Origin of the sequence: Archangium sp., from assembly GCF_045802675.1 — a bacterium.
In the GTDB taxonomy this organism is placed as follows: domain Bacteria; phylum Myxococcota; class Myxococcia; order Myxococcales; family Myxococcaceae; genus Archangium.
The window spans coordinates 1-24,808 of sequence record NZ_JBJMQO010000047.1; the positions used below are offsets into that span (position 1 = coordinate 1).

The 24,808-nt window shown below is 70.5% G+C and carries 22 protein-coding genes and 3 tRNA genes; 13 read left to right on the forward strand and 12 right to left on the reverse strand.

Annotated features, from left to right (window positions below; all coding sequences use genetic code 11):
- A partial coding sequence (locus ACJ8AN_RS14295; protein ID WP_407755891.1) for a hypothetical protein occupies nucleotides 1-224 on the forward strand: 224 nt, incomplete at its 5' end.
- Between the two features lie 585 nt (nucleotides 225-809).
- On the opposite strand, the gene ACJ8AN_RS14300 is transcribed toward ACJ8AN_RS14295, so the two are convergent.
- Nucleotides 810-1,847: a nucleotidyltransferase family protein gene (locus ACJ8AN_RS14300; RefSeq protein WP_407755892.1), complete on the reverse strand. Its 1,038-nt coding sequence runs from the start codon at nucleotides 1,845-1,847 to the stop codon at nucleotides 810-812.
- Nucleotides 1,844-3,328, reverse strand: coding sequence for an MraY family glycosyltransferase (locus ACJ8AN_RS14305; RefSeq protein WP_407755893.1), 1,485 nt, complete (start codon nucleotides 3,326-3,328; stop codon nucleotides 1,844-1,846). Before ACJ8AN_RS14305 ends, ACJ8AN_RS14300 begins: the two co-directional genes overlap by 4 nt.
- A gap of 176 nt (nucleotides 3,329-3,504) precedes the next feature.
- Between ACJ8AN_RS14305 and ACJ8AN_RS14310 the strand changes: the two genes are divergently transcribed.
- Complete coding sequence (locus tag ACJ8AN_RS14310; protein WP_407755894.1) at nucleotides 3,505-4,692, forward strand: glycosyltransferase family 4 protein; 1,188 nt, start codon at nucleotides 3,505-3,507, stop codon at nucleotides 4,690-4,692.
- 412 nt (nucleotides 4,693-5,104) lie between these two features.
- On the opposite strand, the gene ACJ8AN_RS14315 is transcribed toward ACJ8AN_RS14310, so the two are convergent.
- From ACJ8AN_RS14315 to ACJ8AN_RS14325, 3 genes are read right to left on the reverse strand one after another with little or no spacing between them, the layout of a single operon-like run.
- The gene (locus ACJ8AN_RS14315) at nucleotides 5,105-6,181 is read right to left on the reverse strand and encodes a polysaccharide pyruvyl transferase family protein (protein WP_407755895.1); all 1,077 of its coding nucleotides are present in this window, start codon (nucleotides 6,179-6,181) and stop codon (nucleotides 5,105-5,107) included.
- Nucleotides 6,182-6,208: 27 nt separating this feature from the next.
- Nucleotides 6,209-7,432: a glycosyltransferase family 4 protein gene (locus ACJ8AN_RS14320; RefSeq protein WP_407755896.1), complete on the reverse strand. Its 1,224-nt coding sequence runs from the start codon at nucleotides 7,430-7,432 to the stop codon at nucleotides 6,209-6,211.
- Nucleotides 7,429-8,949, reverse strand: a complete 1,521-nt coding sequence (locus ACJ8AN_RS14325; RefSeq protein ID WP_407755897.1) for a lipopolysaccharide biosynthesis protein — start codon at nucleotides 8,947-8,949, stop codon at nucleotides 7,429-7,431. The genes ACJ8AN_RS14320 and ACJ8AN_RS14325 overlap by 4 nt, the downstream gene beginning before the upstream one ends.
- A 167-nt stretch (nucleotides 8,950-9,116) precedes the next feature.
- Here ACJ8AN_RS14325 and ACJ8AN_RS14330 point away from each other — a divergent pair, with 167 nt between their 5' ends.
- From ACJ8AN_RS14330 to ACJ8AN_RS14355, 6 genes are all read left to right on the forward strand, one after another.
- Entirely contained in the window at nucleotides 9,117-10,343 is a 1,227-nt protein-coding gene (locus ACJ8AN_RS14330; protein ID WP_407755898.1) for a glycosyltransferase family 4 protein, read from the forward strand.
- A complete protein-coding gene (locus ACJ8AN_RS14335) occupies nucleotides 10,340-11,530 on the forward strand; it encodes a glycosyltransferase family 4 protein (RefSeq protein ID WP_407755899.1) in 1,191 nt (396 codons plus the stop codon). The genes ACJ8AN_RS14330 and ACJ8AN_RS14335 overlap by 4 nt, the downstream gene beginning before the upstream one ends.
- Nucleotides 11,527-12,681 (forward strand): glycosyltransferase family 4 protein, encoded by a 1,155-nt coding sequence (locus ACJ8AN_RS14340; RefSeq protein ID WP_407755900.1) that lies wholly within the window; start codon nucleotides 11,527-11,529, stop codon nucleotides 12,679-12,681. Before ACJ8AN_RS14335 ends, ACJ8AN_RS14340 begins: the two co-directional genes overlap by 4 nt.
- A 96-nt stretch (nucleotides 12,682-12,777) precedes the next feature.
- Nucleotides 12,778-12,847: transfer RNA gene (locus tag ACJ8AN_RS14345), tRNA-Gln, on the forward strand.
- 6 nt (nucleotides 12,848-12,853) lie between these two features.
- Nucleotides 12,854-12,924: transfer RNA gene (locus ACJ8AN_RS14350), tRNA-Glu, on the forward strand.
- A 1-nt stretch (nucleotide 12,925) separates the two neighbouring features.
- Nucleotides 12,926-12,994 (forward strand) — tRNA-Gln (locus tag ACJ8AN_RS14355).
- Nucleotides 12,995-12,999: 5 nt separating this feature from the next.
- On the opposite strand, the gene ACJ8AN_RS14360 is transcribed toward ACJ8AN_RS14355, so the two are convergent.
- Complete coding sequence (locus ACJ8AN_RS14360; protein ID WP_407755901.1) at nucleotides 13,000-13,938, reverse strand: phosphotransferase; 939 nt, start codon at nucleotides 13,936-13,938, stop codon at nucleotides 13,000-13,002.
- Nucleotides 13,939-14,123: 185 nt separating this feature from the next.
- On the opposite strand from ACJ8AN_RS14360, the gene ACJ8AN_RS14365 reads away from it, so the two are divergent.
- The 5 genes from ACJ8AN_RS14365 (at nucleotide 14,124) to ACJ8AN_RS14385 (ending at nucleotide 17,136) form a co-directional block, all read left to right on the forward strand.
- The gene (locus ACJ8AN_RS14365; protein ID WP_407755902.1) at nucleotides 14,124-14,636 is read left to right on the forward strand and encodes a hypothetical protein; all 513 of its coding nucleotides are present in this window, start codon (nucleotides 14,124-14,126) and stop codon (nucleotides 14,634-14,636) included.
- 170 nt (nucleotides 14,637-14,806) lie between these two features.
- Nucleotides 14,807-15,475 carry a MotA/TolQ/ExbB proton channel family protein gene (locus tag ACJ8AN_RS14370; protein WP_407755903.1) on the forward strand — a complete coding sequence of 223 codons (669 nt, stop codon included), beginning with the start codon at nucleotides 14,807-14,809 and terminating at the stop codon, nucleotides 15,473-15,475.
- 30 nt (nucleotides 15,476-15,505) lie between these two features.
- Entirely contained in the window at nucleotides 15,506-15,931 is a 426-nt protein-coding gene (locus ACJ8AN_RS14375) for an ExbD/TolR family protein (protein ID WP_407755904.1), read from the forward strand.
- Nucleotides 15,928-16,431: an ExbD/TolR family protein gene (locus ACJ8AN_RS14380; RefSeq protein WP_407755905.1), complete on the forward strand. Its 504-nt coding sequence runs from the start codon at nucleotides 15,928-15,930 to the stop codon at nucleotides 16,429-16,431. The genes ACJ8AN_RS14375 and ACJ8AN_RS14380 overlap by 4 nt, the downstream gene beginning before the upstream one ends.
- Before the next feature lie 498 nt (nucleotides 16,432-16,929).
- Nucleotides 16,930-17,136, forward strand: coding sequence for a hypothetical protein (locus ACJ8AN_RS14385; RefSeq protein WP_407755906.1), 207 nt, complete (start codon nucleotides 16,930-16,932; stop codon nucleotides 17,134-17,136).
- 105 nt (nucleotides 17,137-17,241) lie between these two features.
- On the opposite strand, the gene ACJ8AN_RS14390 is transcribed toward ACJ8AN_RS14385, so the two are convergent.
- Genes ACJ8AN_RS14390 through ACJ8AN_RS14415 form a run of 6 tightly spaced genes read right to left on the reverse strand, consistent with a single transcriptional unit; the run spans nucleotide 17,242 to nucleotide 24,746 of the window.
- Nucleotides 17,242-17,769 carry an SRPBCC family protein gene (locus tag ACJ8AN_RS14390; protein ID WP_407755907.1) on the reverse strand — a complete coding sequence of 176 codons (528 nt, stop codon included), beginning with the start codon at nucleotides 17,767-17,769 and terminating at the stop codon, nucleotides 17,242-17,244.
- A gap of 39 nt (nucleotides 17,770-17,808) precedes the next feature.
- The gene (locus ACJ8AN_RS14395; protein ID WP_407755908.1) at nucleotides 17,809-18,909 is read right to left on the reverse strand and encodes a glycosyltransferase; all 1,101 of its coding nucleotides are present in this window, start codon (nucleotides 18,907-18,909) and stop codon (nucleotides 17,809-17,811) included.
- Nucleotides 18,906-20,033 carry a glycosyltransferase family 4 protein gene (locus ACJ8AN_RS14400; RefSeq protein ID WP_407755909.1) on the reverse strand — a complete coding sequence of 376 codons (1,128 nt, stop codon included), beginning with the start codon at nucleotides 20,031-20,033 and terminating at the stop codon, nucleotides 18,906-18,908. Before ACJ8AN_RS14400 ends, ACJ8AN_RS14395 begins: the two co-directional genes overlap by 4 nt.
- Nucleotides 20,030-21,382 carry an O-antigen ligase family protein gene (locus tag ACJ8AN_RS14405; protein ID WP_407755910.1) on the reverse strand — a complete coding sequence of 451 codons (1,353 nt, stop codon included), beginning with the start codon at nucleotides 21,380-21,382 and terminating at the stop codon, nucleotides 20,030-20,032. Before ACJ8AN_RS14405 ends, ACJ8AN_RS14400 begins: the two co-directional genes overlap by 4 nt.
- Nucleotides 21,383-21,394: 12 nt before the next feature.
- Nucleotides 21,395-22,534, reverse strand: coding sequence for a glycosyltransferase (locus tag ACJ8AN_RS14410; RefSeq protein ID WP_407755911.1), 1,140 nt, complete (start codon nucleotides 22,532-22,534; stop codon nucleotides 21,395-21,397).
- A 16-nt stretch (nucleotides 22,535-22,550) separates the two neighbouring features.
- Nucleotides 22,551-24,746: a GumC family protein gene (locus ACJ8AN_RS14415; RefSeq protein ID WP_407755912.1), complete on the reverse strand. Its 2,196-nt coding sequence runs from the start codon at nucleotides 24,744-24,746 to the stop codon at nucleotides 22,551-22,553.
- Nucleotides 24,747-24,808: the final 62 nt, after the last annotated feature.

Genomic DNA, 24,808 nt, shown 5'->3' on the forward strand with positions numbered 1-24,808 from the left:
CCACAACGCCAGCAGGAATCAACCGGCGCCGTGATGTCCGAGAGAGTGAACCCAGGCAGCTCGGAACGAAAGGACGCGAGAAAGTCCCGCCACCGATCGATCTTCTTGAGCTCACGCTGCCAGAGCTCGTGGAATCGGTCGACCTCGGGACATCTCTTGCCGAAGAGGAGCCCGTTATAACTTTCAATATTCCCAGGCCAATAATTTCGAGCGATTGCCAGTAGTTGTTCAGCTGAAGTTTTCATGATTCAGAATCCAACTCGTGTCACGGGAATACCCGGCTCACACCCCCGCTTGACGCGTGAACCCAAAACGCTCTTCCTCAAAATCTCACGAACCATCTCCACAAAGTTCGTACACACGAGAGCGGAAGGGCTTTCGGGTGGAGCGGGTCGGATGACGAGCTCCGAGGCTTCATTGATGCAGTCCGCGGCGGTTTCCGCTGCCCACCAGGAACCGATGTAGCCATTCGCCTCGGTCTCTATCGGCATCCCGATAGAGACTGGACACACAGTGGAATCGCCGGTCGTCATGTTTTGTATGTTCGCCTCGAGGCATGTCTCCTGCCAGCCACCCGCCCCCGATTCAGGTTTGGGCGTTACCGTGACGAACTTGAGCTGTGCTCCGCATCCCGACGCGAGCGGGAGTACCAGGACGATCAACCAGAGCCACGCACGGCTCCTGGTCGTGTTCGCGGAGTCCATCCGGACACGGTTCCACTCCGTCTCTCCTGCGTCGAGAGTGAATCCGGTCTTCACCCCACCGTGTTCAACGAGGGACACGCCCTGCGTTGCGCGGAGGACTACCCCTCACCTCGTGCGCAGCGCCGTGAGCCCGTCCTCCCGCAGCCGGCGCACGGTGTAGCGCGCCATGGGCAGCAGCCTCGGTGCCAGCAGCAGCTTCGCCGCCACCCACGCCGGCTTGTGCAGCATCAACTCCGTCTCCAGCAAGCGCCCGGCGCTGAAGAAGCGCACCGCCAGCAATCGCTGCCACCGCGGCGGTGCCAGCGCGGACAGTACCTCCTCCGGCACCGGCATCCCCATCAACCGCCTCGCCGCCTCCAGCGCGTACCAGGCCAGGTGCGAGAAGGCCGTGCCCCGCGCCACCTCCACCACCCTCCCCCAGTCCAGCCCCGGGCTCGCCAGCACCAACAACTTCAAATCAAACAGCCACGCCAATCGCTGCAACAGGTGGTTGCTCGCGTGCAGCGCCAGGTACACCAGCTCGTCCTCCGCTCGCAGGTAGCGCACGCGCCGGCCCTCCAGCACCGACTCCTCCGCTCGGGCCAGCAGCGCCTCCGCCTCCAGGGCCTCGCCGTACCCCACCAGCGCCCGGAAGTGCAGCTCCACCATCCCCGCCGCGCCCGTGAACGTCAGGTGGTGCTCGTGCTCCCGCGCGTGCGCCGCCGCCTCAGCGCCGAGCGGCTTCAACCCCAATCCCTCCAGCGCTCGCGACGCCCCCGCCACCTCCGCGTCCGCCACCAGCAGGTCCACGTCCGTCGTGGCTCGCTGCAGCGGCTCGGGGTAGAGGCGCAGCGCCAGCCCGTACCCCTTCAGCGACACCGGCACCACGCCCACCGCGGCCAGCGCGTCCAGGCTCCGCAGCAGCAGCGCCTTCACCCGCATGCCCCGCGCCGCCTGCGCCAGGGCCTCGCGGCGCAACCGCGTGCGCGCCGCCTCCTCCAGCCTCCACTCCGAGCGCCCCAGCGCGTGCTGCACGAAACCCGCGAGCCCGTGCCGCGCCGCCGCGTGTACCAGGGCGTCCGCGTCTCCGGGCGCAGGGCCTCGAGGGGCCTCCGGCCAGGCTCGGAGCACGTCCAGGAGCGCGCTCGCCCCCACGTCGCTCACCGCCGCATCGAGACGACGCGCCTCGGATCCGCCTCGGCCTCGGCCAGCAGCTTCATCATCCGGTCTCCCACCGCGTCCGCCGCCAGCTCCAGCGCCAGCTCCTCGTCACGGTTGATCTCCGAGCGCCCATCGCGCCAGACGATGCACAGCCAGCCGAGCGACACCTCCCCGCCCTTCACCTCCAGGCGCACCTCCAGCGGCAGCGCCGAGCCCGCGGGCCGCTGCGTCTCGAAGGTGAGTCCGTCCCGGTTGCCCTCGCGCTGGAGCTCCAGGCGCAGGGACAGGTGCGAGGCATCGAGCGCATCGGCCAGAGGGCGCACCGAGGCCCAGATGTCCTTCGTCTCGGGGGCGGCGCGCACCGCGTCCGTCACGTCCTTCACCAGCGAGCGCAGCCGGATGTTCTTGCGCCGCAGCTCGCCCACGCCGCCGGCGCGCCGCAGGTCCAGGTAACCCAGCTTGCGCATCAGCACCGCCACCACCACCGCCATGCCCGTGAGCAGCATGGCGCTCTGCGCGGTGTTGGCCCAATGCAGGCCGAGCGCCGTCAGGGTGAAGAGCGCGCACAGGCCGTAGAGCACCAGCACCGCCGAGCGGTGGCTGAGCACCAGCCGGCTCATCATCCGGTGGTGGATGTGCTCCTTGTCCGCGCTGAACATGGGTCTTCCCACGAGCGCCCGCCGACTCATGGCGATCAGCGTGTCCATGATGGGCAGGCCCAGCGACATCACCGGCACGATCATGGCCACGGCGGTGCCACTCTTGGCGCTCGTCTTGATGGAGACGGCCGCCAGCACGAAGCCCAGGAACATGCTGCCGGTGTCGCCCATGAAGATGGAGGCCGGGTTGAAGTTGAAGATGAGGAAGCCGAGGATGGCGCCCGCCAGCGCCGCCATCACCAGGCACAGCAGCACGTCTCCCCGGCTGAGCGCGAGGATGAAGTTGGTGCCCACGCCGAAGAAGGCCACCCCGCCCGCCAGCCCGTCCAGCCCGTCGATGAGGTTGAGCGCGTTGATGACGCCCACCACCCACAGCACGGTGAAGGGCAGGCTCAGCATCCCCAGCGGCACCGGCGGCCCGAAGGGATTGGCGATGAGCTCGATGCGGAAGCCGAGCGCGTACAGCCCGAGCGCCAACGCCAGCTGCACGCTGAACTTCAGCTTCGCGCCCGCGCCGTGCAGGTCGTCGTAGAGGCCCAGCACCGCCACGCCCAGCCCACCACCGAACAGGCCCCACACCAGCGCCGTCTGTGCGCGGAACTGGTTGCCCACCGCCGAGTCCACCACGAAGAGCGCGCACAGGGGCGCGAAGAAGCCGCCGACGATGCCAATGCCGCCCAGGCGCGGAATGGGCCGGGCGTGCACCTTGCGGCTCGAGTTGGCCTGGTCCAGCAGCCCCCACGCCAGCGCGCGGTTGCGCACCACCAACGTGAACACCACGGCCACCATCAACGCCACAAGGAAGGCCACCAGATAGGTAATCATCGCGACGCCTCCATCCCCAGCCCAGGGCCGCGCATGGTGTCCGGAGGGCAGGGGAGCGTCAATGTCCCGAAGTGCCACGCGACTGTCGCCTGCACGCTGTACGACTCGGCGGCCCCCGGCTTCGGCCACACCGGCCCGCGCTATGCCACCCCAGTGGAATCCGATAAGGGGAGCGCATGGAAAGGGAACGCTCCTCGAGCACGGCCCTCGTGTGTGGAGCCGCGGCGGGCGCGGGCGGGCTGGGCGGCTTCGCGGCCACCGTCCTGCGGGCGCTCGCTCACGGCGGGACGACGCTGCACGTGCTCGGACCGCCTCCCGCGGATGCCCGGCTGGCTGCTCTCCCCGGTGTCGTGTGGCATGTGCCGCCGCAGCCCCTGCTCGCCTCGGTGCAACGGTGGACGCCCTACCGCTGGCTCACCGGCGCCTTCCAGCGCCACCAGGACGAGCACCTCGGGCAGTGGGCCGCCGCGCGGCTGGAGCAGCTGCGGCCCTCGCGCCTGTATGCCTTCACCCAGGTAGCGCTCGAGTCGCTCGAGTGGGCCCGGCGCGCGGGCGTGCCCTGCGTGCTCGACAACCCCAACGGCCACATCGCCGGCTTCCGCGACGTCTACGTCCGCGAGACGTGGCGCCAGGCCCGCCGCCCCCACCTCGGCCACCCCACCCCCGCCGCCGTCCGCCGCATTGAGCGCGAGTACGCGCTCGCCAGCGCCATCCGCGTCTCCTCGCCGTGGTCGCGCGACTCGATGGTGGGCCGCGGCGTGCCCGGGGAGAAGGTGGCCGTCATCGATCAGCTCATCGACCTGGAGCGCTTCCGCCCCCCGGCCTCGCGCCCCGCCGCCGAGGGCCCGCTGCGCGTGTGCTTCGTGGGCTCGCTGGACGTGCGCAAGGGCTTCCACTACCTGCTGCGCGCCATCCGCCGCATGGGTGCCGGGCGCGTCCGGTTGCGCATCGTGGGCGCCACGGGAGACCGCGTGTCCCGCCAGCTCTTCCAGCGGGAGATGCAGGGCCTCCCGGTGGAGGCGATGCCGGGAGACCCACGCCCGGCCTACGCGGACTCGGAGCTCTTCGTGCTGCCGACGCTGGAGGACGGCTTCGGGCTCGTGGTGGGTGAGGCCATGGCGAGCGGACTGCCCGTGGTCGTGACGGAGGCATGTGGCGCCGCCGCCTGGGTCGAGCCCGGCCGCATGGGCTGGCTCGTTCCCGCCGCCCGGGAGGATGCGCTCGTGGCCACGCTGGAGGAAGCGTTCCACCGCCGCTCGGAATTGCCGCGCATGGGAGAGCGGGCGCGCGCCGCCGTCGAGACACGCATGGCGGCGGACCCGCTCGCCCGGCTGCGCACCTGGTTCGAGTCCGTCACTCCCTGACCCGGGCCGACGGCCCTCGCCAGAGGCTCAACCCCGAGTCGTGAATCCCGGGCGAGGCGGCAGAGCGGACTCCTCCGGCAGCAGAACGGGCTCGCCATACTCCGTGCACACCGAACCGGGCCCATCATTATCTATCCCCCCACTACAGTGGGTCGGAGCGGGACAATCGGAGTGCTCCTGACAGGCGATCTCGCACGTGGCGATCATTCTCAGGCCCCAGATCATGCAGCGCTGGCCCTCCGGACAGCGCCGGTGCTTCTCGCAGCGCCGATGGAGCCCGTCGAGCACACTAGCTCGAGGTGCCTTGTCCTGGTTTTCGCCATGACGACAGGCCAGGGACGTGAGAGCCAGCACCCAGGCCCTCCACCTGCGTTGACGGAATCGGGACATCCGCACCCCCTCCGCGCCCGGCTCAGGCGCCCAGCAACCTGCTCACGTAGTCGCGGATGCCCCGCTGCTTCTCCTGGGCTCGCGCCAGCACGGTGGCCCGCAGACCGTCGGCCTGCTCGGACAGGGCCAGCGCGCGCTCGAGAATGTCTCCCTCGGGCGTGCACAGGTCCACGTGCCACGCCTCCAGCCCCAACGAGGCCATGAAGTCCAGACACTTCTCCCGGTAGCCGAGCGACAGCACCGGCGTGCCCGCGCAGCACGAGAGCACCGCCGCATGCAGCCGCACGGCGAGGGTGAGCGTGCACGGGCCGACGAGCGTCATGTATTCGCTGGAATGGCTCGGCGTGTGGAGCACATCCCCTGCCCGGCCAACCGCCGCCATGAGCCGGCGCATGGGCTGATAATCATTGGAGTGCATCGCCACGAAGACGGGCGTCCACTCCTGGGCCAGCAAGTGGCGGAGGGCGTGCTCCAATCCCTCCAGGCGCTCGTAGGGGTAGCCCTCGCGCTCCTCGGGCGGCGGCAGGGTGATGTTCACCGCGAACCGGCGCGGGTGCACCACCAGCGAGGGCGCCGCCCGCGCGAACACCAGGGCCAGGTCCCCAATCTCCTCCACCCCGGAGACGCCCAGCTCCTCGAGCGCGGCCTTCGAGTACGGGCCCCGGACGCCCACGGCCCGGAAGTCGCGCAGCAGGGCGCGCCACTCCGTCAGGTCCGGCCGGCGGCACATGCCGAAGCCGGCACTGCCCACGCCGGTGCCCAGCGTCCACGCGGGCAGTCCCAGCTGGAGCGCGGCCCGCACGTTGGACAACCCATAGGGGTTGATGAACGTCCCGCCGCCGAGGATGAGCTCCTGGAAGTAACCCCGGCCAGACAGCCCCACCCGCGACAGGCGCTCCTCGCGGCGCGGGTAGCGGAAGGAGACGAGGCGCACGCCCCCGAGCACCTGCTGTGCGGCCTCGAAGAGGGCGTCATCTCCGAGGTTCTGCCAGCCATGGCCGCCCACGTACGCCAGCCGCGGCAATTCCTCTCGCAGGAGGACGAGCCGTTCCTGGGCGGCGGAGACATTCCGGGAGATGGCGGAGAGAACGGAGCGCATCGGAGAACACCAAGACCGTGGGTCAGTCTATCGCGTCGCTTGTTGGTTTACCAACAATCTCCCGGGGACGCCGAGGAGCGCGCACAGTGCGTCCACGTGAGCGCCCGGGCTGAAGCGCGAGGCCATGCGCCAGGCACCTTCCCGCAGCCGCGCATGGTGCGCCGGATCCACGAGCGCCCGGACGAGGGCGTCGGAGAGCCCCCGCACCGTGGGCGGATGGCCCGGCGCGAGCTCGCCGGACACGCCCGGCTCACACCAGTCGGGGATGCCGCCCACCGCGAAGGCCACCGCGGGCAGGCCCACCGCACCGGCTTCCACGCCCACCATGCCGAAGGGCTCGGGCCAGACGCTGGGCACCGCGAGCAGGTCCGCCCGCCGCATCAACGCCTCGCGCCCGGCCCCGTCCACCCAGCCCGCGAAGCGCACCGGCACGCGCCGCGCCACCGCCTCGCGCTGCATGGGCTCGCGCTCCGGGCCGTCCCCCGCCACCACCAGTTCCAGCTCGCGCCCCAGCGCCGCTCGGGCCGCGGGCAGGGCGCGCACCAATTCCACGCCGCCCTTCAGCTCCGTGAGCCGGCCCACCATCAGCACCTGTCCGGACGCGGGCCGTGGCGCGGGAGGCTCGCTGTCTCTCGCGCCCTCGCCGAAGAGGGGCACGCACACCACCTGGGACTCGGACAGCCCGTGCCGCAGGTACTCCTCGCGCATGGCCCGGCTGCCCACCAGCACGGTGCCGTAGCGCCGCGCGAGCGCGAGCCGGCGTTGCTGGTAGCGGTACTCGCGCACGGCGGTGAGGGGACTGCGCCCCCCGCAGCGGCGCGGAAGGTAGTGCACGAGGCACCCGGGGCCGAGCACGCGCTCGCACGGCACGGGCCGGGGGAAGGCCTGGCGCTTCATCCCGCTGATGCACGTGCCGTAATAGGCATGCAGGAAGAGCAGCGCGGGGTAGCGCTCGAGCAGCGCCGCCTCCAAGTCCAAATCCTGCACGCCATGCTGGTAGACGCGCTCGGGCCGCCAGGAGGCCACGGCATCGAGCACGCCCCGGCGTCCGAGCGCCGCGAGGCTCCACGCGGGAAGGCCGAGCCCCTCGTCGATGCGTGCCTGGTGGGAAGCGGCGTCGTGCTCGAAGACGAGCCCGAGGACGTAGCCACGGGCCTGGAGGAGCGGCAGCAGCGTGCGCAGGTGCGTCTCGACACCGCCGACCACCGCCCGGTGCCGGGTGACGACGAGGATGCGCGGCCCCGGGCTCATGTCCCTCCCGAGGGCTTGGGCAGGCGCGCGAGCACCGCGTCCCACCGGGGCCGCACGTAGGACTCCAGCGGCCCATGGAAGGCCACGGGGCCCACCACGACGACGTACAGCAGCGCGGCGGTGGCCGACAGCACGGACAGTCCCAGGAAGCCCTCGGGCCTCCAGGCCAGCGCCATCCCCGCGCCGAGCCCCATCACCCCCGCGGTGCGCACGCCCCACGGCACCAGCGGGCGCAGCAGCCCTCCCACCGTGGTGCCCGCGTGACGCGCCATCGCGCGCAGGTGGCCGGGCAGGCTCACGACGAGCATGCCCACGAGGGCGCCCAGCGGCGCGCCAATGGGCCCCCAGAGCTTCACGCCCGCCGCGCCGACGACGAAGGCCAGCGCCCCATCGAAGAGCGAGGTGATGGCGATGCGGCGCTCGTCGCCGAAGCAGAACGTGGCCACCCCGAGGGCGTTGGCCAGCAGGCGCAGCACCATGTTGATGGCGAAGAGCGCGGTGACGCCGAGCCCCACGTACTTGTCCGGGCCCACCCACCAGCCCACGAAGGCCCCGTTGGCGGCCACCACGCCGGTGGCGAGCAACCCGGCCGCGAGCAGCGTGGCCTGCGTGAGGCTGGTACACACCTGGAGCAGGCGCTCGCGGGACTCGCCGGTGCGCATCTGGCTCAACCCCGGCAGCGCCGCGAGCACGAGCATGCGCGGCTGGTTGATGAGGATGGTGACCGCCTTGGCCGTGCACGCGTAGGCCACCGTGGCCTCGGGCCCCAGCAGCTTGCCCACCAGCAGCAGGTCCGTCCCCGTCAGCAGCAGGCTGGCGAGCTTGTCGATGCTGATCCACGTGCCGCGGTGCAGCCAGTCCCCCACCTGGGGCCAGGCGAGCGGGGGCAGCCGCCGGGGAAGCAGGTGCCGGTGGTGCCGCCACAAGCGCCAGCCGGCCATCGCGGACACCACGCCCTGCTGGACGATCCAGCCCCAGGCGAGCGCCACCATCCCATGCCCGAGCAGCACGAAGCCCACCGTGGTGCCATTGCCCAGGGCGAAGGACAGCATCTGCGTGCCGCCCTGCCAGGCGAGGTCCTGCAAGCCCTCGAGCATCGCGGGCAGCACGCGCAGCGGGTACTGCAGCACGAAGGCAATCAACGTGGGCCCGAGTGCCGGACGCAGCGCCTCCCAGTCGGAGGGCAGGAACAGCCACAAGAGGAGCGCGGCCAGCCCGACGACAACCGTCTGCATCAGCGCGAGCCGGAAGGCGAAGCCCATCAGCCGCGGGGTGGCCTCGGGGTCCTCCGTGCGGCCGGTGGAGCTGGCGACCTCGCGGGGCACGAGCGCCACCACGCCCACGTCGAGCAGCAACAACCAGCCGAGCAACTGGAAGCCGATGACCCACAACCCGTACTGCTCCGAGCCGAGGCGCTTGAGCAGGAAGGGCGTCAGGAAGAGCCCGACCCCCATGGAGATCAGCTGGTGGGCGTAACCCACTCCCATTCCACGGAGGTAGCGGCGCGTTCGACTCATGAGCGCGCGCATTGTGCCACCAGCCGCCCCGGAAACGGGCCCCTGGTGACCGGGTTGTGAGCCAGGCCCCTCCAGGCCCGAGCGGCCAACCACGGGCCTGTTCCCCACTCGCCATGTTTTCATCGATTCCTTGACCTCGTGGGTGGACCTCTGGTGGGTTGCGCCGCGTGCGGTGGCTCTTCCTCAGTCCCGTGGGGGTGGTGGGTGGCGCGGAGCGGACGCTCCTGGACCTGCTGGATTGTCTGCGCCGGACACCGGAGGCCCCGTGGCTGGGGCTCATCGCCGGAGCGGAGGGACCGCTGACGGAGCAGGCGCGGGCGCTGGGCGTGGAGACGCTCGCCCTGCCCCTGCCCGCCGGGCTCGCCGCGCTCGGGGACTCGCAACTGCGCGGCGCCGGAGTGGAGTCCTTCCTGCGCTTCGGCGCCTCCGTGGCGCGGGCCACCCCGGCCGCGGCCAGCCACCTGCGCGCCCTGCAGCGGGCCCTGCGCGATTCGCGCCCCACGCTCGTCCACTCCAACGGCCTCAAGACGCACCTGCTCTGCGCGCTGTGCACCCCGGGTGCGCCCGTGGTGTGGCACCTCCATGACTTCCTCGGCGAGCGGCCCCTCGTGCGGCGGGTGCTGCGCGTGGCGGGAGTGCGCGCGGCGGCGGCCATCGCCAACTCGGCGGCGGTGGCGGAGGACGCCCGGCGGGTGCTCGGCCGCGTCCCGGTGTACCCGGTGCACAACGGCGTGGACACGGAGCGCTTCTCGCCCGGCCCGGCCGAGGGCCCACGGCTCGACGCGCTCGCCGGACTGCCTCCCGCCTCCGAGGACACGGTGCGGCTCGGGCTGGTGGCCACCTATGCGCGCTGGAAGGGACAGGAGGTGTTCCTCCAGGCGGCCGCGCGCCTGCGGGCACGGAGTCCCGCTCGGGCGATGCGCTTCTACGTGGTGGGCAGCCCGGTGTACCGCACGCCCGGCTCGCAGTTCTCCGAGGCCGAGCTGCGCACCACCGCGCACGCGCTGGGCCTGGAGGGCCACGTGGGCTTCATCCCCTTCCAGTCCGAGCCCGCCCCCATCTACCGGGCGCTCGACGGCGTGGTGCACGCGAGCACGCGGCCGGAGCCCTTCGGGATGACCATTGTCGAGGCCATGTCGTGCGCGCGAGCGGTGGTGGTGTCCGCCGCGGGAGGAGCCGCGGAGCTCGTGCGCTCCGGGCACGACGCCCTCACCTTCGCTCCCGGAGACGTGGAGGGGCTCGCCGGGGCGATGGCGCGGCTCGCCGGGGAGCCGGAGCTGCGCGCGCGGCTGGGCGAGGAGGCCCGGCGCTCGGTGCTCGCGCGCTTCACCCGCGAGCGCTACGCCGCGCGGGTGCGGGACGTCTACGCGCGGGTGCTGGAGGGGCGGACATGAGCGGGAGGCACGCGGACGCGCACGGCGTCTCCTGGCACCTGCTCACCGGCGAGTTCCCCCCACAGTCCGGCGGGGTGAGCGACTACACGTGGCAGGTGGCCGGGGGGCTCGCGCGCGAGGGCTGCGCCGTCCACGTCTGGGCTCCGGGCGAGCGGCAGGAGGGCCCGTCTCCCGAGGGTGTCACGGTGCACCGGCTCCCCGAGGGCTTCGGCGTGCGAGGCCTGGGCCGGCTGGAGCGGGAGTTGGAGGGGCTGCCCGGGCCGAAGCGGCTGGTGGTGCAGTACGTGCCGCACGCCTTCGGCTACCGGGCGATGAACGTCCCCTTCGCGCTGTGGCTCGCGAAGCGCCGGCGGGACGAGGTGTGGATGTTCTTCCACGAGGTGTGCTTCCCCTGGGGCTGGAAGCTGCCGTGGCGCCACAACGTGCTGGGAGCCGTCACGCGGGCGATGGCGGCGATCGTCCTGGCGAGGGCGGACCGGGTCTTCGTCTCCACGACGTGGTGGAACCGGCTGCTCCACGCGCCGCCGCGCCGGGTGCCTGGCGAGTGGCTGCCCGTGCCGAGCAACCTGCCCACCCAGCCGCCCGCGAGCGCGGTGGAGAAGCTCCGAGGCTCGCTGCGAGCAGGCCCGGACACCGTGCTGCTGGGCCACATGGGGACGTACGGCGACCTCATCGCGGGCCTGTTGGAGGAGGTGCTGCCCGCGCTGCTGCGGAAGGACGCGCGCCGCGTGGCGGTGCTGGCGGGCCGGGGAGGCCCTCGCTTCGCCGAGCAACTCACCGCGCGCCACCCCGAGCTCACCGGACGCGTGCGAGCCCTGGGCGGACTGCCCGGAGACGAGCTCGCCGCCACGCTGAAGGCCTGCGACGTGCTGCTCCAGCCCTTCCCCGACGGGCTCAGCACGCGCCGCAGCAGTGCCATGGCGGGACTGGCGCTGGGCGTGCCGCTGGTGTCCAACGACGGCCCCGCCACCGAGCCTCCGTGGCGGAGCTCCGGCGCGCTGGCACTGGCCCCCGAGCCCACGGGCGCCGCTGTGCTGAAGGCGGCCGAGGCCCTGCTGTCAGCTCCGGAGACCTGGCCCGGGCTGGGCCAGCGCGCGGCCGATTTCTACACGGAGAATTTCTCGCTCGCGCACACGCTGGACGTGTTGCTGGACCGGACCCGTGCGCGCGTGGTGGAGGACGCATGAACCACGATGGGCACCCGCTGCGCCTGGCGTTGCTGATGGATCCGCTCGAGGAGGGGTGGCCGAGCATGGACCTGGCGGGAGAGGCGTTGCACGAGCAATTCCACGGCCCGCTCGCGGACAGGGTCTGGGTGACGTCGCTGCGCCCGAAGATGCTGCCGCTGGCGCGCAAGCTGCCGGTGCTGCGCGAGCGTCGCCAGGCGCTCAACGTGGACCGGGTGCTCACACGCTTCCTCACCTACCCGACCCGGGCGGCCCTGCGCACACGCGGGCACGACGCGTACCACGTGGTGGACCACAGCTACGCGCAGCTCGTGCACGCCCTGCCAGCCGAGCGCACCGGCGTGTATTGCCACGACCTGGATGCCTTCCGCTGTCTGGTGGAGCCGGAGAAGGAGCCGAGGCCCGCGTGGTTCCGGGCCATGGCGTGGACGACGCTGAAGGGGCTGCAGCGGGCAGCGGTGGTATTCCACTCCACCCGGGCAGTGCGCGAGGAATTGCTGCGCCACGGCCTGGTGCGAGCCGAGCGGCTGGTGCACGCGCCGCTGGGAGTCTCGCCGGAGTACGGGCCCGAGCCCCTACCGGGAGACACGAGCGACGAGGTGCTGCGTCCCCTCGGAGGCCGGCCCTACGTGTTGCACGTGGGCAGTGGGATTCCGCGCAAGCGCGTGGACGTGCTCTTCGAAGTCTTCGCGGCACTGCGCCGCCAGCACCCGGACCTGCGCCTGGTGCAACAGGGCGCGGCACTGAACGAGAACCAGCAGGCACACGTGGCGAGGCTCGGCATCGGAGACGCGCTGCTGCAGCCGCCGAAGCTGGACCGGGCGACGCTGGCGGGGCTGTACCGGAAGGCGCGGGCGGTGCTGGTGACGAGCGAGGCCGAGGGTTTCGGGCTGCCCGTCATCGAGGCCATGGCGTGTGGAACGCGCGTGGTGGCGAGTGACCTGCCCGTGCTGCGCGAGGTGGGCGGAGACGCCGTTACCTACGTGCCGGTGGGAGACATTGGCGCCTGGACCGAGGCCGTACACCGCGTGCTGGAGTCGCCAGAGTCCGACGCGGCCCGGAACCAGCGTGTGGCGCGAGGACGCGGCTACTCGTGGACGAACCACGCGCGCACCATCCTCGACACCTACCGTCGGCTCACGGGGTACTGACGCCTCTGTCGTCAGACTGGGAGCGCGCGCCGGGGCAAGCCCACCTCCCCTTCACGCCTCGTCAGTAAACGCGGGGCGAGGCCGTCTGGTTCGTGTAGCGGGTGCCGCTGGCCGCGGATGCCTGACTCTGAACCAGGTCTGGACGGTTCGAATCCGTCACCCGCTGAGTCTTGCCGCATTCGACCATGGGTAGGTCGCTGGCCTTTCACGCCGGTGAACAGGGTTCGAGTCCCTGATGCGGTGTCCGGGGATGGCTCTGGGAGCCGAGCCGCCTTTGAAGCGGTCGAGCAGGGTTCGAATCCCTGCCCCGGTGCTGCCTCACAGCGAGAGGCTGTGCTTCAGCAGGGCGAGGCCGAACCACCACTGGCCGTCCGCCGTGCCCATCTTCAGCTCGCCAGCCATCATCCGCTGATAGAACTCGCCGAGGGAGGGCGTGGAGTCGAGCGTCTCCGCGCCGGTGGCCCCCGCGTGCTTCATCTGGCGGGCGAGGTACAGCTGGAACGTGCCAGCGAGCGTCGCCGCCAACCTGCGCGTGTAGAGGAAGCGCTGGGGGAGCTGGGCGTACGGCCTGCCCTCGTAGGCCGAGAGCAGACGCAGGCTGGTGCCCTCGTCCATGCGCAGGAAGACGGAGAGCACCGCGAGATCGTAGAAGGGATCCATCGGCCCGGCGGTGGCCCAGTCGAGAATCAGGATCGACTCGCCGTCGTAGACGAGGTTGGTGGGGTTGAGGTCGTTGTGACCGAGGACCCGGGCGCCTTCGAGGGCCGGTGGCTGCTCGGCGAGCATGCGCTGGATCGCGCCGCGGGCGAAGTCCGGGATGGAGAAGCCGGTCAGCCAGCCCCAGAGCTGGCCGAGCAACTCGAGGGGATCTCGCGCGCGTGCGTCGGCGGCGAGGGGAAGCGCGTGGATGCGGCGCACGGTGCGGCCCAGCAGGGTGAGCGCGGCGTCGTGGGTGCGCGGGTCCCTCAGGAAGGCCCCGAACGAACGGTCGGCGACGAAGGCGGTCAATACCGCGCGCCGCGCCTCATCGACGTGGACGATGCGAGGCGCGAGGCCCGCGTCGGCGGCGAGCCGCTGGATGTGGAGCGCGCGGTGCCAGTCGGCGTCGGTTTCTGTCTCGCCGGCGACCTTGAGCACCAACGACTGGCCGGCGGCCTCGACGCGGTAGACGCCAGCGCCCGACATCCCCGCGGCGATCCGGGTGAGGGTGGTGGTGGGTCCTCGGAGCTCCGCGGGCAAGCAGTCTTCGACGTTCATGTTCGACTCCAGCGCGTGGGGAACAGGTGGCCGCGCGAGGCATCGATATGCCGGACTCGCCCGAACGTTCTAGCAGCATCCCGCTTCACCCACGTCAGGAGAAATGGATGCACGCCCCGCGCCGGCTGCCCGAGGAAACGAGAACCCGGACCCTGCTCCCGGTGGCTCTTGCCGGTCTCTTGCTCATGGGAATGACAGGCTGTGCCACGGCCCCGCGCCAGCAACTGCTCGAGCGCAGCGCGGCCTACGTCGCCTACAGTCTCCCCCCCGAACAGGTCCTGCAGGTGGCCCGCGAGCTCCTCCAGGAGCAGGGGTACATCCTCATGGAGAGCAGGGATCCCCTTTATGTGCGCACCTCCTGGCAGACGAAGTTCGACGACAGCCTGGACGTCGGGGCGCTCCGGGTGCGGATGTTCGTCATGGGGAAGGAGCTCGAGGACGGCCGCTTCGCACTGACTGCGTACCGCGCCACCTACACCACCATCGGCCGGACCGCACCCCACCCCGCCGAAACCCAGAAGAATGATGAAACACCCGGAGTGCAGAGGATGGTCAAGGGCGACCCTCTCTCCTATGTCCATCCAGAGATTGTCCGGGACCTGGACCTGGAATGGCAGATCCTCTCCCGGGTCTCCCCCTCCGTCGCCCACGCGCTGGAATCCCAGGTGGACCAGTACCTGGCCACCAAGTCGAAATAAGCTCGCCAGGTCCGTCCATGAGCTGTGTTGCTTCAATGGCCGTGACAGGACCATGACGAAAAAATGGTCCGCCCCTGGCCATGGCGCCTCCGCGACTCCTTAGGGTGAATGCATGTGGACGGGCTCACGCAGCCCGCCTCCATGCGCTCAAGGAGGGGCGCCTCACCGCCATGCAATTCACGATCGCCGATATCTGGGAGCACACGGGCCTGTTCGCCCGGATGATCATCTTCGCGCTGGGTGCGATGTCGCTGACCTCACTGGTCGTCATGGCCGAGCGCGTGTTGGTGTACTGGAAGAGCCGCTCCGAGTCGCGCGGCTTCGCCGCCAGGATGGGAGCCATCCTGGCGAAGGACGACCTCACCACCGCGGCCAACACCCCCTCCGGCAAGGATGTGGGGCACCTGGGCCGGGTCATCAACTCGGGCCTGACGGCCTACCGGGTGTCCTCCTCCAGCAAGGACGTGGCCGTGGAGTCCGTGGCGCGAGCCCTCGAGCGCCAGGCCCAGCGCGAAGTGCAGAGCCTCAAGCGCGGCCTGGGCGTGCTGGCCACGGTGGGCTCCACGGCCCCCTTCGTGGGTCTGCTCGGCACCACGATGGGCATCGTGAACTCCTTCAACCTCATGGCGGCCGCGGGCGCCGGAGGTCTGACCACCATCTCGTCCGGTATCGCCGAGGCGCTCATCACCACCGCGTTCGGCCTGGTGGTGGCCATCCCCGCGGTGATGGCCTACAACTTCCTGCAGGGCTGGGTGGACGCCCGCTCGGTGGACATGTCCGAGTCTTCCAACGAGCTCCTGGACCTGGTGGCCCGGCACTTCGGCGGCTCGCACTCCTGAGTTCAACCCTTCAACGACCCAGGTGAACTCATGGGAATGTCAATCGGTGGCCCCGGGAGGGGTCCCAAGGCAGAAATCAACGTCACCCCGCTGGTGGACGTGGTGCTCGTGCTGCTCATCATCTTCATGGTCATCACCCCCATGCTCCAGCGTGGCAAGAGCGTGGAACTGCCCAAGTCCAGGGAGATCGAGACGAAGAAAGACGGCAATGACAAAGCACTCATCGTCTCGGTGACAACCGACAAGAAGCTCTATCTGGACAACGACTTCCTGGACGAGAAGACGTTGGAGGACCGGCTGCGCGAGGAGCTGGCCAGGGACCCCATCCGAAAGATCCTGCTCAAAGCCGACAACTCGCTGCGGGTGCGCGACGTGCGCACGGTGATGGAGGTGGCGCGCAAGGCCAAGGCCCGGCGCGTGTCCCTCGGGGTCGAGCAACTGAAGGACTCGCCATGACCCAGAAAAGGATTCGCAGGTCCTGGGTCAAACCCGCCTCGGCGCCCAACGCGGACATCAATGTCACCCCGCTGGTGGACGTGGTGCTGGTGCTGCTCATCATCTTCATGGTCGTCACGCCGCTGATGGAGAAGGACCTCGAGGTGCGCGTGCCGGAGACCGAGCTGGAGGAGAACCCGCCGTCCGACCCCAACGACACGCAGCTCGTGGTGCAGGTCGCCGAGTCGGGGGACTACTCCATCAACACGGAGAAGATCGCGCCGGCCGACTACGTCGCGCGGCTCACCCGGATGCTCAACACCAAGAAGCAGGACGAGCGCGTCGTCTTCTTCGTGGCGGATGACAACGCGAGCTACGGCAAGCTGGTGGCCGCGATGGATGGGGCCAAGGCGGCCGGTGCGAAGGTGCTCGGCTTCGCACCGCAGGAGCCCGGGGGCGCCGTCGTCCCGGGCGCCACCCCGACCGAGGGCACGGCCCCGGCCCCCACCCCACCGCGGTAGGCGCGGGATGACACAGTCGGGCGGTTCGAAGTCTCCGACACCCGCTCCGGCCTACCGGGCCGCCGGCATGGGGGCAACGGCCGTCCAAGCGGGACGCGGCGCCTCCGGGGGCCGCTGCCGCCGCGGGGTGGCGGGCGCGGTCGCCGCGCAGGCGGACAGCAGCGCGGCACAGAGCGGGGACGGCAGCAGGGCGGGGCGATGCGGCATTGAAGACTCTCTCCCAAGTGAACACAGCGCACGCGGCGGAAGCTGACCAAAGGACGATACACCCCACCCTGTCGCGGACAGCCATTGCCAACGACCTGGACGACTCCGAGCAGAGAAGCACGAGGGCTCCTGCTCCGCCGCCTCGGAGAGTGACCTGGACGCGGTGTTCGCCTACCTGCCGACCCCACGAACGGCCTCGAGCGTGACCTCCATCACAACGGCACTCGACCCACTCATTCTCACAGCGAGGACCGACGGCAATGAGCGGCCGGTCAAACTACGAGCAAGCCCATGACCGAATCGAAGACCGAAACCGCTACCGTCGACTTCCGTGAACTCGACATCTCCGAGCTGGAAAGGGTCAGGGGTGGCTACGCCAGCGAGGTCATGTTGAACCCTCAACCGCTGCCGCCGAGAATGACCAGCTATCGCTCGTCGTTTTCTTGGGTGACGCTGAATCCGCAGCCTCTGCCGCCGAGGGCATTGCTGCTTCGCTAGTCTCACCGGACGCGGCACCACGGGTGTGGGCTGAGAAAGGCCTGGATGGCCGCGCTCCCCGGCCGGGGCGCGACGCTCGGTGCCCATCTGGCCCTCGTGCACTTGCTACACGCCTGACACATTGGCTGCCCGGGGCGTTGATGGGATGCCGCCTGTTTCTGGCGTCAGGAAACGCCGCCAGTCATCGGACTGGGCGACATTCCGGAGGGTCTCGTTGCGCGCCATGAGGAAGGCCTGCATATGTCGCCGGAGGATCAACCAGTCCACGAACCGGCCCGCGACTCCGAGTGGAGACTCGAAATCGAACACGTCCGTCATCAACGTGGCGTCGCCCTGATGCGCGAAGAAATGATCATGATCGAAGCGCCGGAAGGGGCCCCGTACCATCGAGTCGCGAAAGTGCCTCGACGGGTTGAACGCCGTGATGCGGCTGGTGAGGGTCAGCCAGATCCCAAAGTGCCGCGCCCGCCAGGTCACCTCCTGCCCGGCCCCGATGAGGCCCGTCGTGACTCCCGCGATGGCCTGCTCATCGCTCGAGGCAGCCGAGGCGAGGTGCATATCGATGCTCCGAGAGAGATCGAAGCAGCGCTGGAGCGGCGCTGAAATCAGCGTGTTGAGCCGAATGATGGCCATGAGGCCATTGTACCCAGGAATTCGCTCTCCGCGCGTGGCTCACCGGACGCGCGGCACCCGCTCCAACACCTGGAGGACTCGCGCGGCCAGCACCGGGTAATCGAACCGCTCCCGCGCCACGCCCACCAGTGCCTCGGCTGTCTGTAATTGCTCGGGCCGCGCCAGCAGGCCCTCCACCCGCTCGGCGAGCCGCGCTGGATAGGCGCGGTCCACCACGCCCTGGTAGGGCACGCGCATCGCCCCGGGCAGCACCAGTGAGGCCTCGCCCACGTCCGTGGCCAGGATGTAGCGGCCCGCCGCCATGTACAGCGGCAGCTTCCCCGTCGTGCGCACCTGGCCCACCACGTCGTTGCTCTGCGTGGACAACGTCACGTCCATCAATCCGAGGTACTCGGGCAGCGACTCGTAGGGCACGCGGTCGATGAACACCATCTGGTTCTCGATGCCGTAGGTGCGGCAGCGCTCGCGCAGCACGGGTATGCCCGTGCCGTCCCCGATGAGCACGCCCTTCACCGGCCGGCCCTTCATCGTGCGAATCAACTCCACCAACTCCCAACCCACGCACACCCCGAGCCGCTCGCTCCAGATGGACGAGCCCAGGATGCCGACCGTCAGCACGCCCTCGAGCCCCAGGCTCCGGCGCAGCTCCACGGCGGGACGCGGGCGGAACGCGTCCACGTGCACTCCGTCCTGGATGACGGTGCTGGCAATCCCCTGCTCCGCCAGCAGCTTCTGATGGAACGTGCCGCGCACCACCACGGCCGTCGCGGTGCGCAGGCCGAACTGCTCCAGCGCCGCGGTGGCCAGCAGCCCCGCCGGCCCGCGTCCTCCCACCGAGCGCGCCAGCGCGAAGATGGCATCCCCCGTGTCCACCACCCGGGGGCAGCGCGTCCCCAGCGCGTGCAGCGCCGAAGCCACCACGCCCGAGTACGCCAGGTCAAAGACATACACGACCTCGGGGCGTGAGGAGCGCAGCGCCGCCACCATCTCGCCAATCGCTCGCACCTTCCGGGGCTGGCGGTACAGCAGCGAAATGTCGAGCGCTCCCTCCAGCTCCCGAGCGAACGCCTGGGCACGCGAGCCCATGGGGCTGCCCGGCGTCCCATTCACCACGAAGGCCACGCGCCGCTTGGAATTCATGCCGCTCGCGCTCCCCGGGCCAGGACTTCCTCGTACACGCCAAGCGTCTGGCGCGCGACCTCGTCCCAGGTGCATGCCTCGGCCCGGAGTCGCGCCGCCCGGCCCAATTGCTCGGAGAAGTCCGTGTCCTCCGCCAACTCACGCATCGCCTCGGCGAGCGCGCCCACGTCTCCCGCGTCCTCCAGCAGCAGCCCATCCCGGCGGTGGGTGATGAGCTCGGAGGCCCCGGCGGCCCGGGTGGTGATGACGGGCAGCCCGGACGCCATGGCCTCGGTGACGACGAGCCCGAAGGCATCGTACGGCGTGGGGCACACGAAGAGGTCCGCCGCGGCGTAGAAGCGCTCCACCGCGTCCGTGGGCGGGTGGAAACGCACGCGCCCTCCCAGCCCCAGCCGCTCCGCCCGCGCCCGGGTGGCCGCCGGGTCGCTGCGCGTCACCACGTCCAGGGACAGTCCCGGCACGCGGGCGAGCGCCTCCAGCGTCACCGCGGCGCCCTTGCGCAGGTCTCCCAGGTAGAGCGCGCGCCGCTCGTCCGGCCCGAGGCCCAGCTCCGCACGCAGCTCGCGCCGCCGCTGCTCGCGCAGGGCCGGGGAGAAGCGAGCCACGTCCACGCCGTGGTGGATGACGCGGATGGGGCCGCGCCGCCCGTACAGCGTGCGCAATTCCTCGCCCAGCTTGTGCGAAATGGCGATGACGGTGGCCTCGTCCGAGCCCCGGTAGAGCCGCTCCTCCAGGGGCGTCAGCACCCCGTCGAAGACGCGCTGCTTCCACGAGTAGTCGTAGCCGAGCCGGCGCTGGGCCTGGAACCAGGCGCGGCCGCAGATGTGCGCGGTGAGGACGTTGGCCTGCGCGGCGGTGATGCCCTGGCCGTGGATGATGTCGAAGCCGGAGTGGCGGCTCAGCAGCACGCTCGCCGAGGCATAGAAGGACAGCACCGTGGACAGCGCGCCCGTGCGCACCGCGGGCACGGCGTGGAAGATGATTCCCTCGGCGCCTCGCGGCTCGAAGCGGTGGGCGAAGACATGCACCTCGTGCGCGGCCCGGAAGCGCTCGGCCAGCTCGACGACGTAGCGGCTGTGGCCGAAGCCCCGGTTGTACTCGTGCACCAGCAGGGCAATCTTCATCGGCGCACCGCCTCCGGCAGCCCCGGCAATGGCGCCACCGGGGCCGTGGCCGGCACGGGCACGGGCCGGCGCATTCCAATGAGGCACCCCATCCACAGCAGCAACAGCGCCGAGCCGGGCACCGAGGCGAGCAGGCCCGTGCCGATGAAGGCCGTCATCCACATCACCACCACCGTCGCCCACATGAGGCGGTTGGCCACCACCTGCTCCTTGCGGCGGCGCGGCGGCAGGCGCAACAGCAGCCACGCCAGGAAGCCCAGCCACAGCACGAAGCCGATGAGCCCCTGCTCCATGGCGACGCGTGCGAACTCGTTCTCCAGGCCGTACTGCGGTTTGGCCAGGTCCGTGAGGAAGAAGGGAATGCTCGTCCCCGCGGCGCTGCCCAGCCCGCTGCCCAGCGGGTAATTCGTGATGACCTCCAGCAGGCTCGTGTTCACGCTGGCGGACACGCGCTCGGTGACGTAGCTGGTGTCGTCCAGCGTGAGGAAGCGTTGGAAGCGGGGGTTGGTGGCGATGACGGCCCCCACCACCAGCGTCATGGCCGCCATGGCCGCCAGCAGCTTCGCGGACAGGCGGGAGACGAGCAGCAACAGCAGCACGATGGCGCCGAGTTGCACCACCGGGCTGCGCGCCGCGCTGATGAAGATGCCCAGCAGGCTCATCCCCAGCGCCGCGAACGTGAGCAGGCGCCCGGAGCGGGAGCGTCCGAGCCGACGCACCAGCAGGGGCATCGACATCAACATGGTGCCCGCGTAGGCGTGCGCGCTGTTGAAGATGGCGGGGATGCGCGGCAGCCCCTCCTCGCCCACGTCCTGGGAGATGTAGATGATGAAGGACGAGGCGTTGCGGGGGAAGAAGGGCTCGATGCCCAGGGCCAGCTCGAGCAGGGCGAAGCCGAACGCCACCGCGTTGAGCCCCAACACCCAGGTGCCGAGCACATCCAACTCCCCGGCCTCCAGCCGCAGGCCAATGAGCATGAGCGGCAGCAGGAGGATGGCCATGCGCAGGCCGACGAACTGGATGAGGATGTGCTGCGCGTCGAGCAGCGGCGAGAGCACCAGGGTGCACAGCGGCCAGACCATCAGCACCTTCACCCAGAGCCGCAGCGCCTGGCCCTCGCGGCCCATTGGCGCCTTCGAGCGCGAGCGCCGGGTGAAGTACGCGAGGTACAGCCCGAACACCCCCGCGTCGAACATGAAGTGCGAGAGGCCGTCCGGGAAGCGCGCCCGGAGGATGCCGTAGAAGTAGCCGAACAGCAGCAGCACGCCCAGGCCGTGGCCGGCGCCCTTGTAGCGCGTCACCCCGTACGTGGAGACGAGGGCGAGCACCGTGAGCAGCAATCCCATCATCGCCGGCTCACCTCACGCCGCCCGGTGGCCCACATGCGCCAGGACCTCCTGGTAGACGCCGAGCACGCGCTCGCCCATGCGTGCCTGGGAGAACTCGCTGCGCACACGCGCCCGGCCCGCCTCGCCCCAGGCCCTCCGCTGCTCCGGGTGCGCCAGCATGCGCCGCATGGCCTCGGCCAGCGCCGCCTCGTCGCCCGGAGGCACGGTGAGGCCACTCTCCTCGTGGCGGCTGACGAAGGGCACCCCCGAGTCCAGCGCGGTGTTGATGACGGGCAGCCCGCACGCCAGGGCCTCCAGCTGCACCAGCGCGAAGGCCTCGGCGCGGGTGACGGAGGGCAGCACGTATGCGTCGCACGCGTAGTACAGCGCCACCAGCGCCTCGTCCTCCAGGCGCCCGAGGAAGTGCACGCGTCCGGCCACACCACTGGCCCGCGCCAGCGTCTCCAATTGCGCGCGCAGCGGCCCCTCGCCCACCAGCAGCAGGTGCGCGCCGTCCACGTACCGCAGCGCGCGGATGGCGTACTCGAAGCCCTTGTAATAGACGAGCCGCCCCACCCCCATGAGCAGCGGCGCCCCGCCATACCGGGCCCTCACGGCCGCGGCCGCCGCCTCGCGCCCGGGGGTGAGGGCGAAGCGCGTCGTGTCGATGCCGAAGGGCACCACGTGGCAGCGGTCCCGGTGCGGACGCAGCGCCTCGGACGACTCCACGTAGTTGGGCGAGCCCACCAGGATGGCGTCCGCGCGCGCCAGCGCCCGCTGCATGAAGGGCCCGTACAGCGTGAGCAGCCGTTTCTGGCGCACCACGTCGCTGTGGTAGGTGATGACGAGCCCGTGCCGCCGCGGCCGCACACTCCCCAGGTACGCCATCACCGCCATGGGGTGGGGGAAGTGCATGTGCAGCAGCTCGTACCGGCGCCGCGACAGCTCCAAGGGCAGCGTGGGGTTGAGCGAGGTGGAGGCCACCTTCACCACCTCGGCGCAGCGGGTGACGGGCACGCCGTGCACCACCTCGTGCACCGTGTGCGGGGCCGTGTTGGAGACGAGCACCTCCAGCTCGACGCGGCCCTTGAGCTCCTCGCACAGCCCGGACAGGTGCGTCTCCATGCCGCCCCGGTAGGGGGCGTAGTACTTGCCCAGCTGGAGGACCTTCATACCCGGAGCCCGTCTTTCAGGAGGCCGTGCGCTGCTCGTCGCGCTCGCCGCCGTAGCTGCGGTAGTAGTTGTAGGTGGAGTAGTCGGAGCCCTTGCCGCCCCGCATGTCCACGTGGTTGAGCAGGGCGCCGATGACGCGGGCCTTCACGTCGCGCAGCGAGCGGATGGCGCGTTTGGCCTGCTCGCGCTGGGTGCGGCCCGCCTTGAGCACCAGGAGGATGCCGTCGGCCTGCTTGGAGAGGACGAGCGCGTCCGAGACGGGGCCCAGCGGCGGGCTGTCCAGGAGGATGCAGTCGAAGCGCTCGCGCAGCTTGCCGAGCAGCTCGGAGAAGGCGCGGGTGTGGAGCAGCTCCGCGGGGTTGGGCGGCAGCGGCCCGCAGGGCAGCACGAAGAGGTTGGGCACGTCCGTGGACTTGATGGCGCGCTCGAGCGAGCCCTCGCCCACCACGAGCGAGCTGACGCCCATGTCGTCCGGCACGCCGAAGGCCTTGTGCAGCCGGGGCCGGCGCATGTCCGTGTCCATCAGCAGCACCCGGGTGCCCGTCTGCGCCATCACCATGCCCAGGTTGATGACGACGGTGGACTTGCCCTCGGACGGCCCCGCCGAGCTCACCACCACCGTGCGGAAGGGCTTGTCCGGCGACATGAAGAGGAGGTTGGTGCGGATGGCCCGGCACATCTCCGCCGCCGGCGAGCGCGGGTGGCGGTGGATGAAGAGATCCGTCGTCGCCCCGTCCTCGGCCTTGAGCGGAGGCATGGCGCCGATGAAGGACAGCCCCAGCCGCTCCTCCACGTCCGCGCGGCTGGCCACGCTCGCGTCGAGCAGCTCCAGCCCCACCACCAGCACCACGCCGCCCATCAGGCCCAGCAGGAAGAAGAGGATGATGGCGCTGCGCGTGTTGGGCCGCACCGGCGCCGGGTTGGGCAGCGCCGCATCCAGCACGCGCACGTTGCTGGTGCGCAACAGGCCCGACAGCTCCAGCTCCTTGAAGCGCTTGAGGACGAGCTCGTACAGGCGCTGGTCGTTCTCCGCCTCGCGCTGGATCTTCTGGTAGGCGATCTCCTTCTCCGTGAGTTGGAAGGCCTCGGCCTTGGCCCCGGCCACCAGTTTCAGGAGGTTGCGCTCGTTGGCCTGGGCAGCCGACAGGTCCGTCTCGGCGCCGAGCACCAGGTTCTCCAGGCTGCGCCGCAGCTCCTGCTGCACCACGGCCAGCTTCTGCTGGCACTCCTGCATCTTCGGGTGCTCGGACAGGTAGCGCTCGGACAGCTCCACGCACGCGGTGCGCTGCTCCAGCACCTTGGTGCGCAGGTCGCGCAGGGCGCCCTCGCCCGCCTCGGCGAGCCCCTCGGCCCAGTGCTCCGCCTCGGGGCTGGCGCTCTTGCGCAACTGGCGCATGGCCTCCACGCGCGCCTGGAGGGCGGCGATCTTCGTGCGCACGTTGATGAGCTCGGCCATGTACTTGTCGTAGGCCTGCTTCGCCGTGCTCGGCTGCGGCGCGCCCTTGCCCTCGATGGACATGGAGAGCACGTCCGCGCTGCGCTTGAACTTGTAGAGGTCCATCTCGCTGGCGCTGGCCCGCGAGCCCAGCTCACTCAGCCGCTCCTCGAGCCACGCGCTGGCGCCCTCGGTCGTCTTGAGCTTGAGGGCCTGGTTCTCGGCGATGTAGGCCTCGGCCACCTCGTTGGCCAGCAGCGCCGCGCGGTTGGCCTCCAGGTCCTCCACGGCGATGCGCACCACGCGCGAGTTGGCGGAAGGAATCACGTTGATGCGCGAGCGCACCAGCGACACCGCGTCGATGGAGGCCATGGCCTTCTTGCGCGCCTCGGGGTCCTGAATCCCCTCCACGCCGAGGAAGGCCGGGTCGCTGCGCAGGCCCAGATGGTCCACCACCCGGGCGGCCACCGCGCGCGAGGTGATGACCTCGTTCTGCGTCTGGTAGTACTCCTTGTTCGCCCAGTAGTTGCTGCGCTCGTCGCCCATCACCTCCTTGACGTCGGTGTCGAGCACGCGAGGCGCCGCCACGTCGATGATGAGGGAGGTGCTGGCGGCGTAGATTTTCGGTTGGCGCAGCGTGTAGAGCGTGCCCACCAGCACCATCACGGCCGTCACGCCGACGATGAGCCACTTGCGGCGCCAGAGCGCGCGGACGTACTGCATCACGTCCAGCGCGGGCTCGTTGGCCTCGGGGGCCTCGGTCGAGGTGTCTTCCACGTCGCTCTCCGTCGCTCTCCTGCGGGTGCGGGCTCACTCCCACTCGGTGGCGAAGGGGTCAG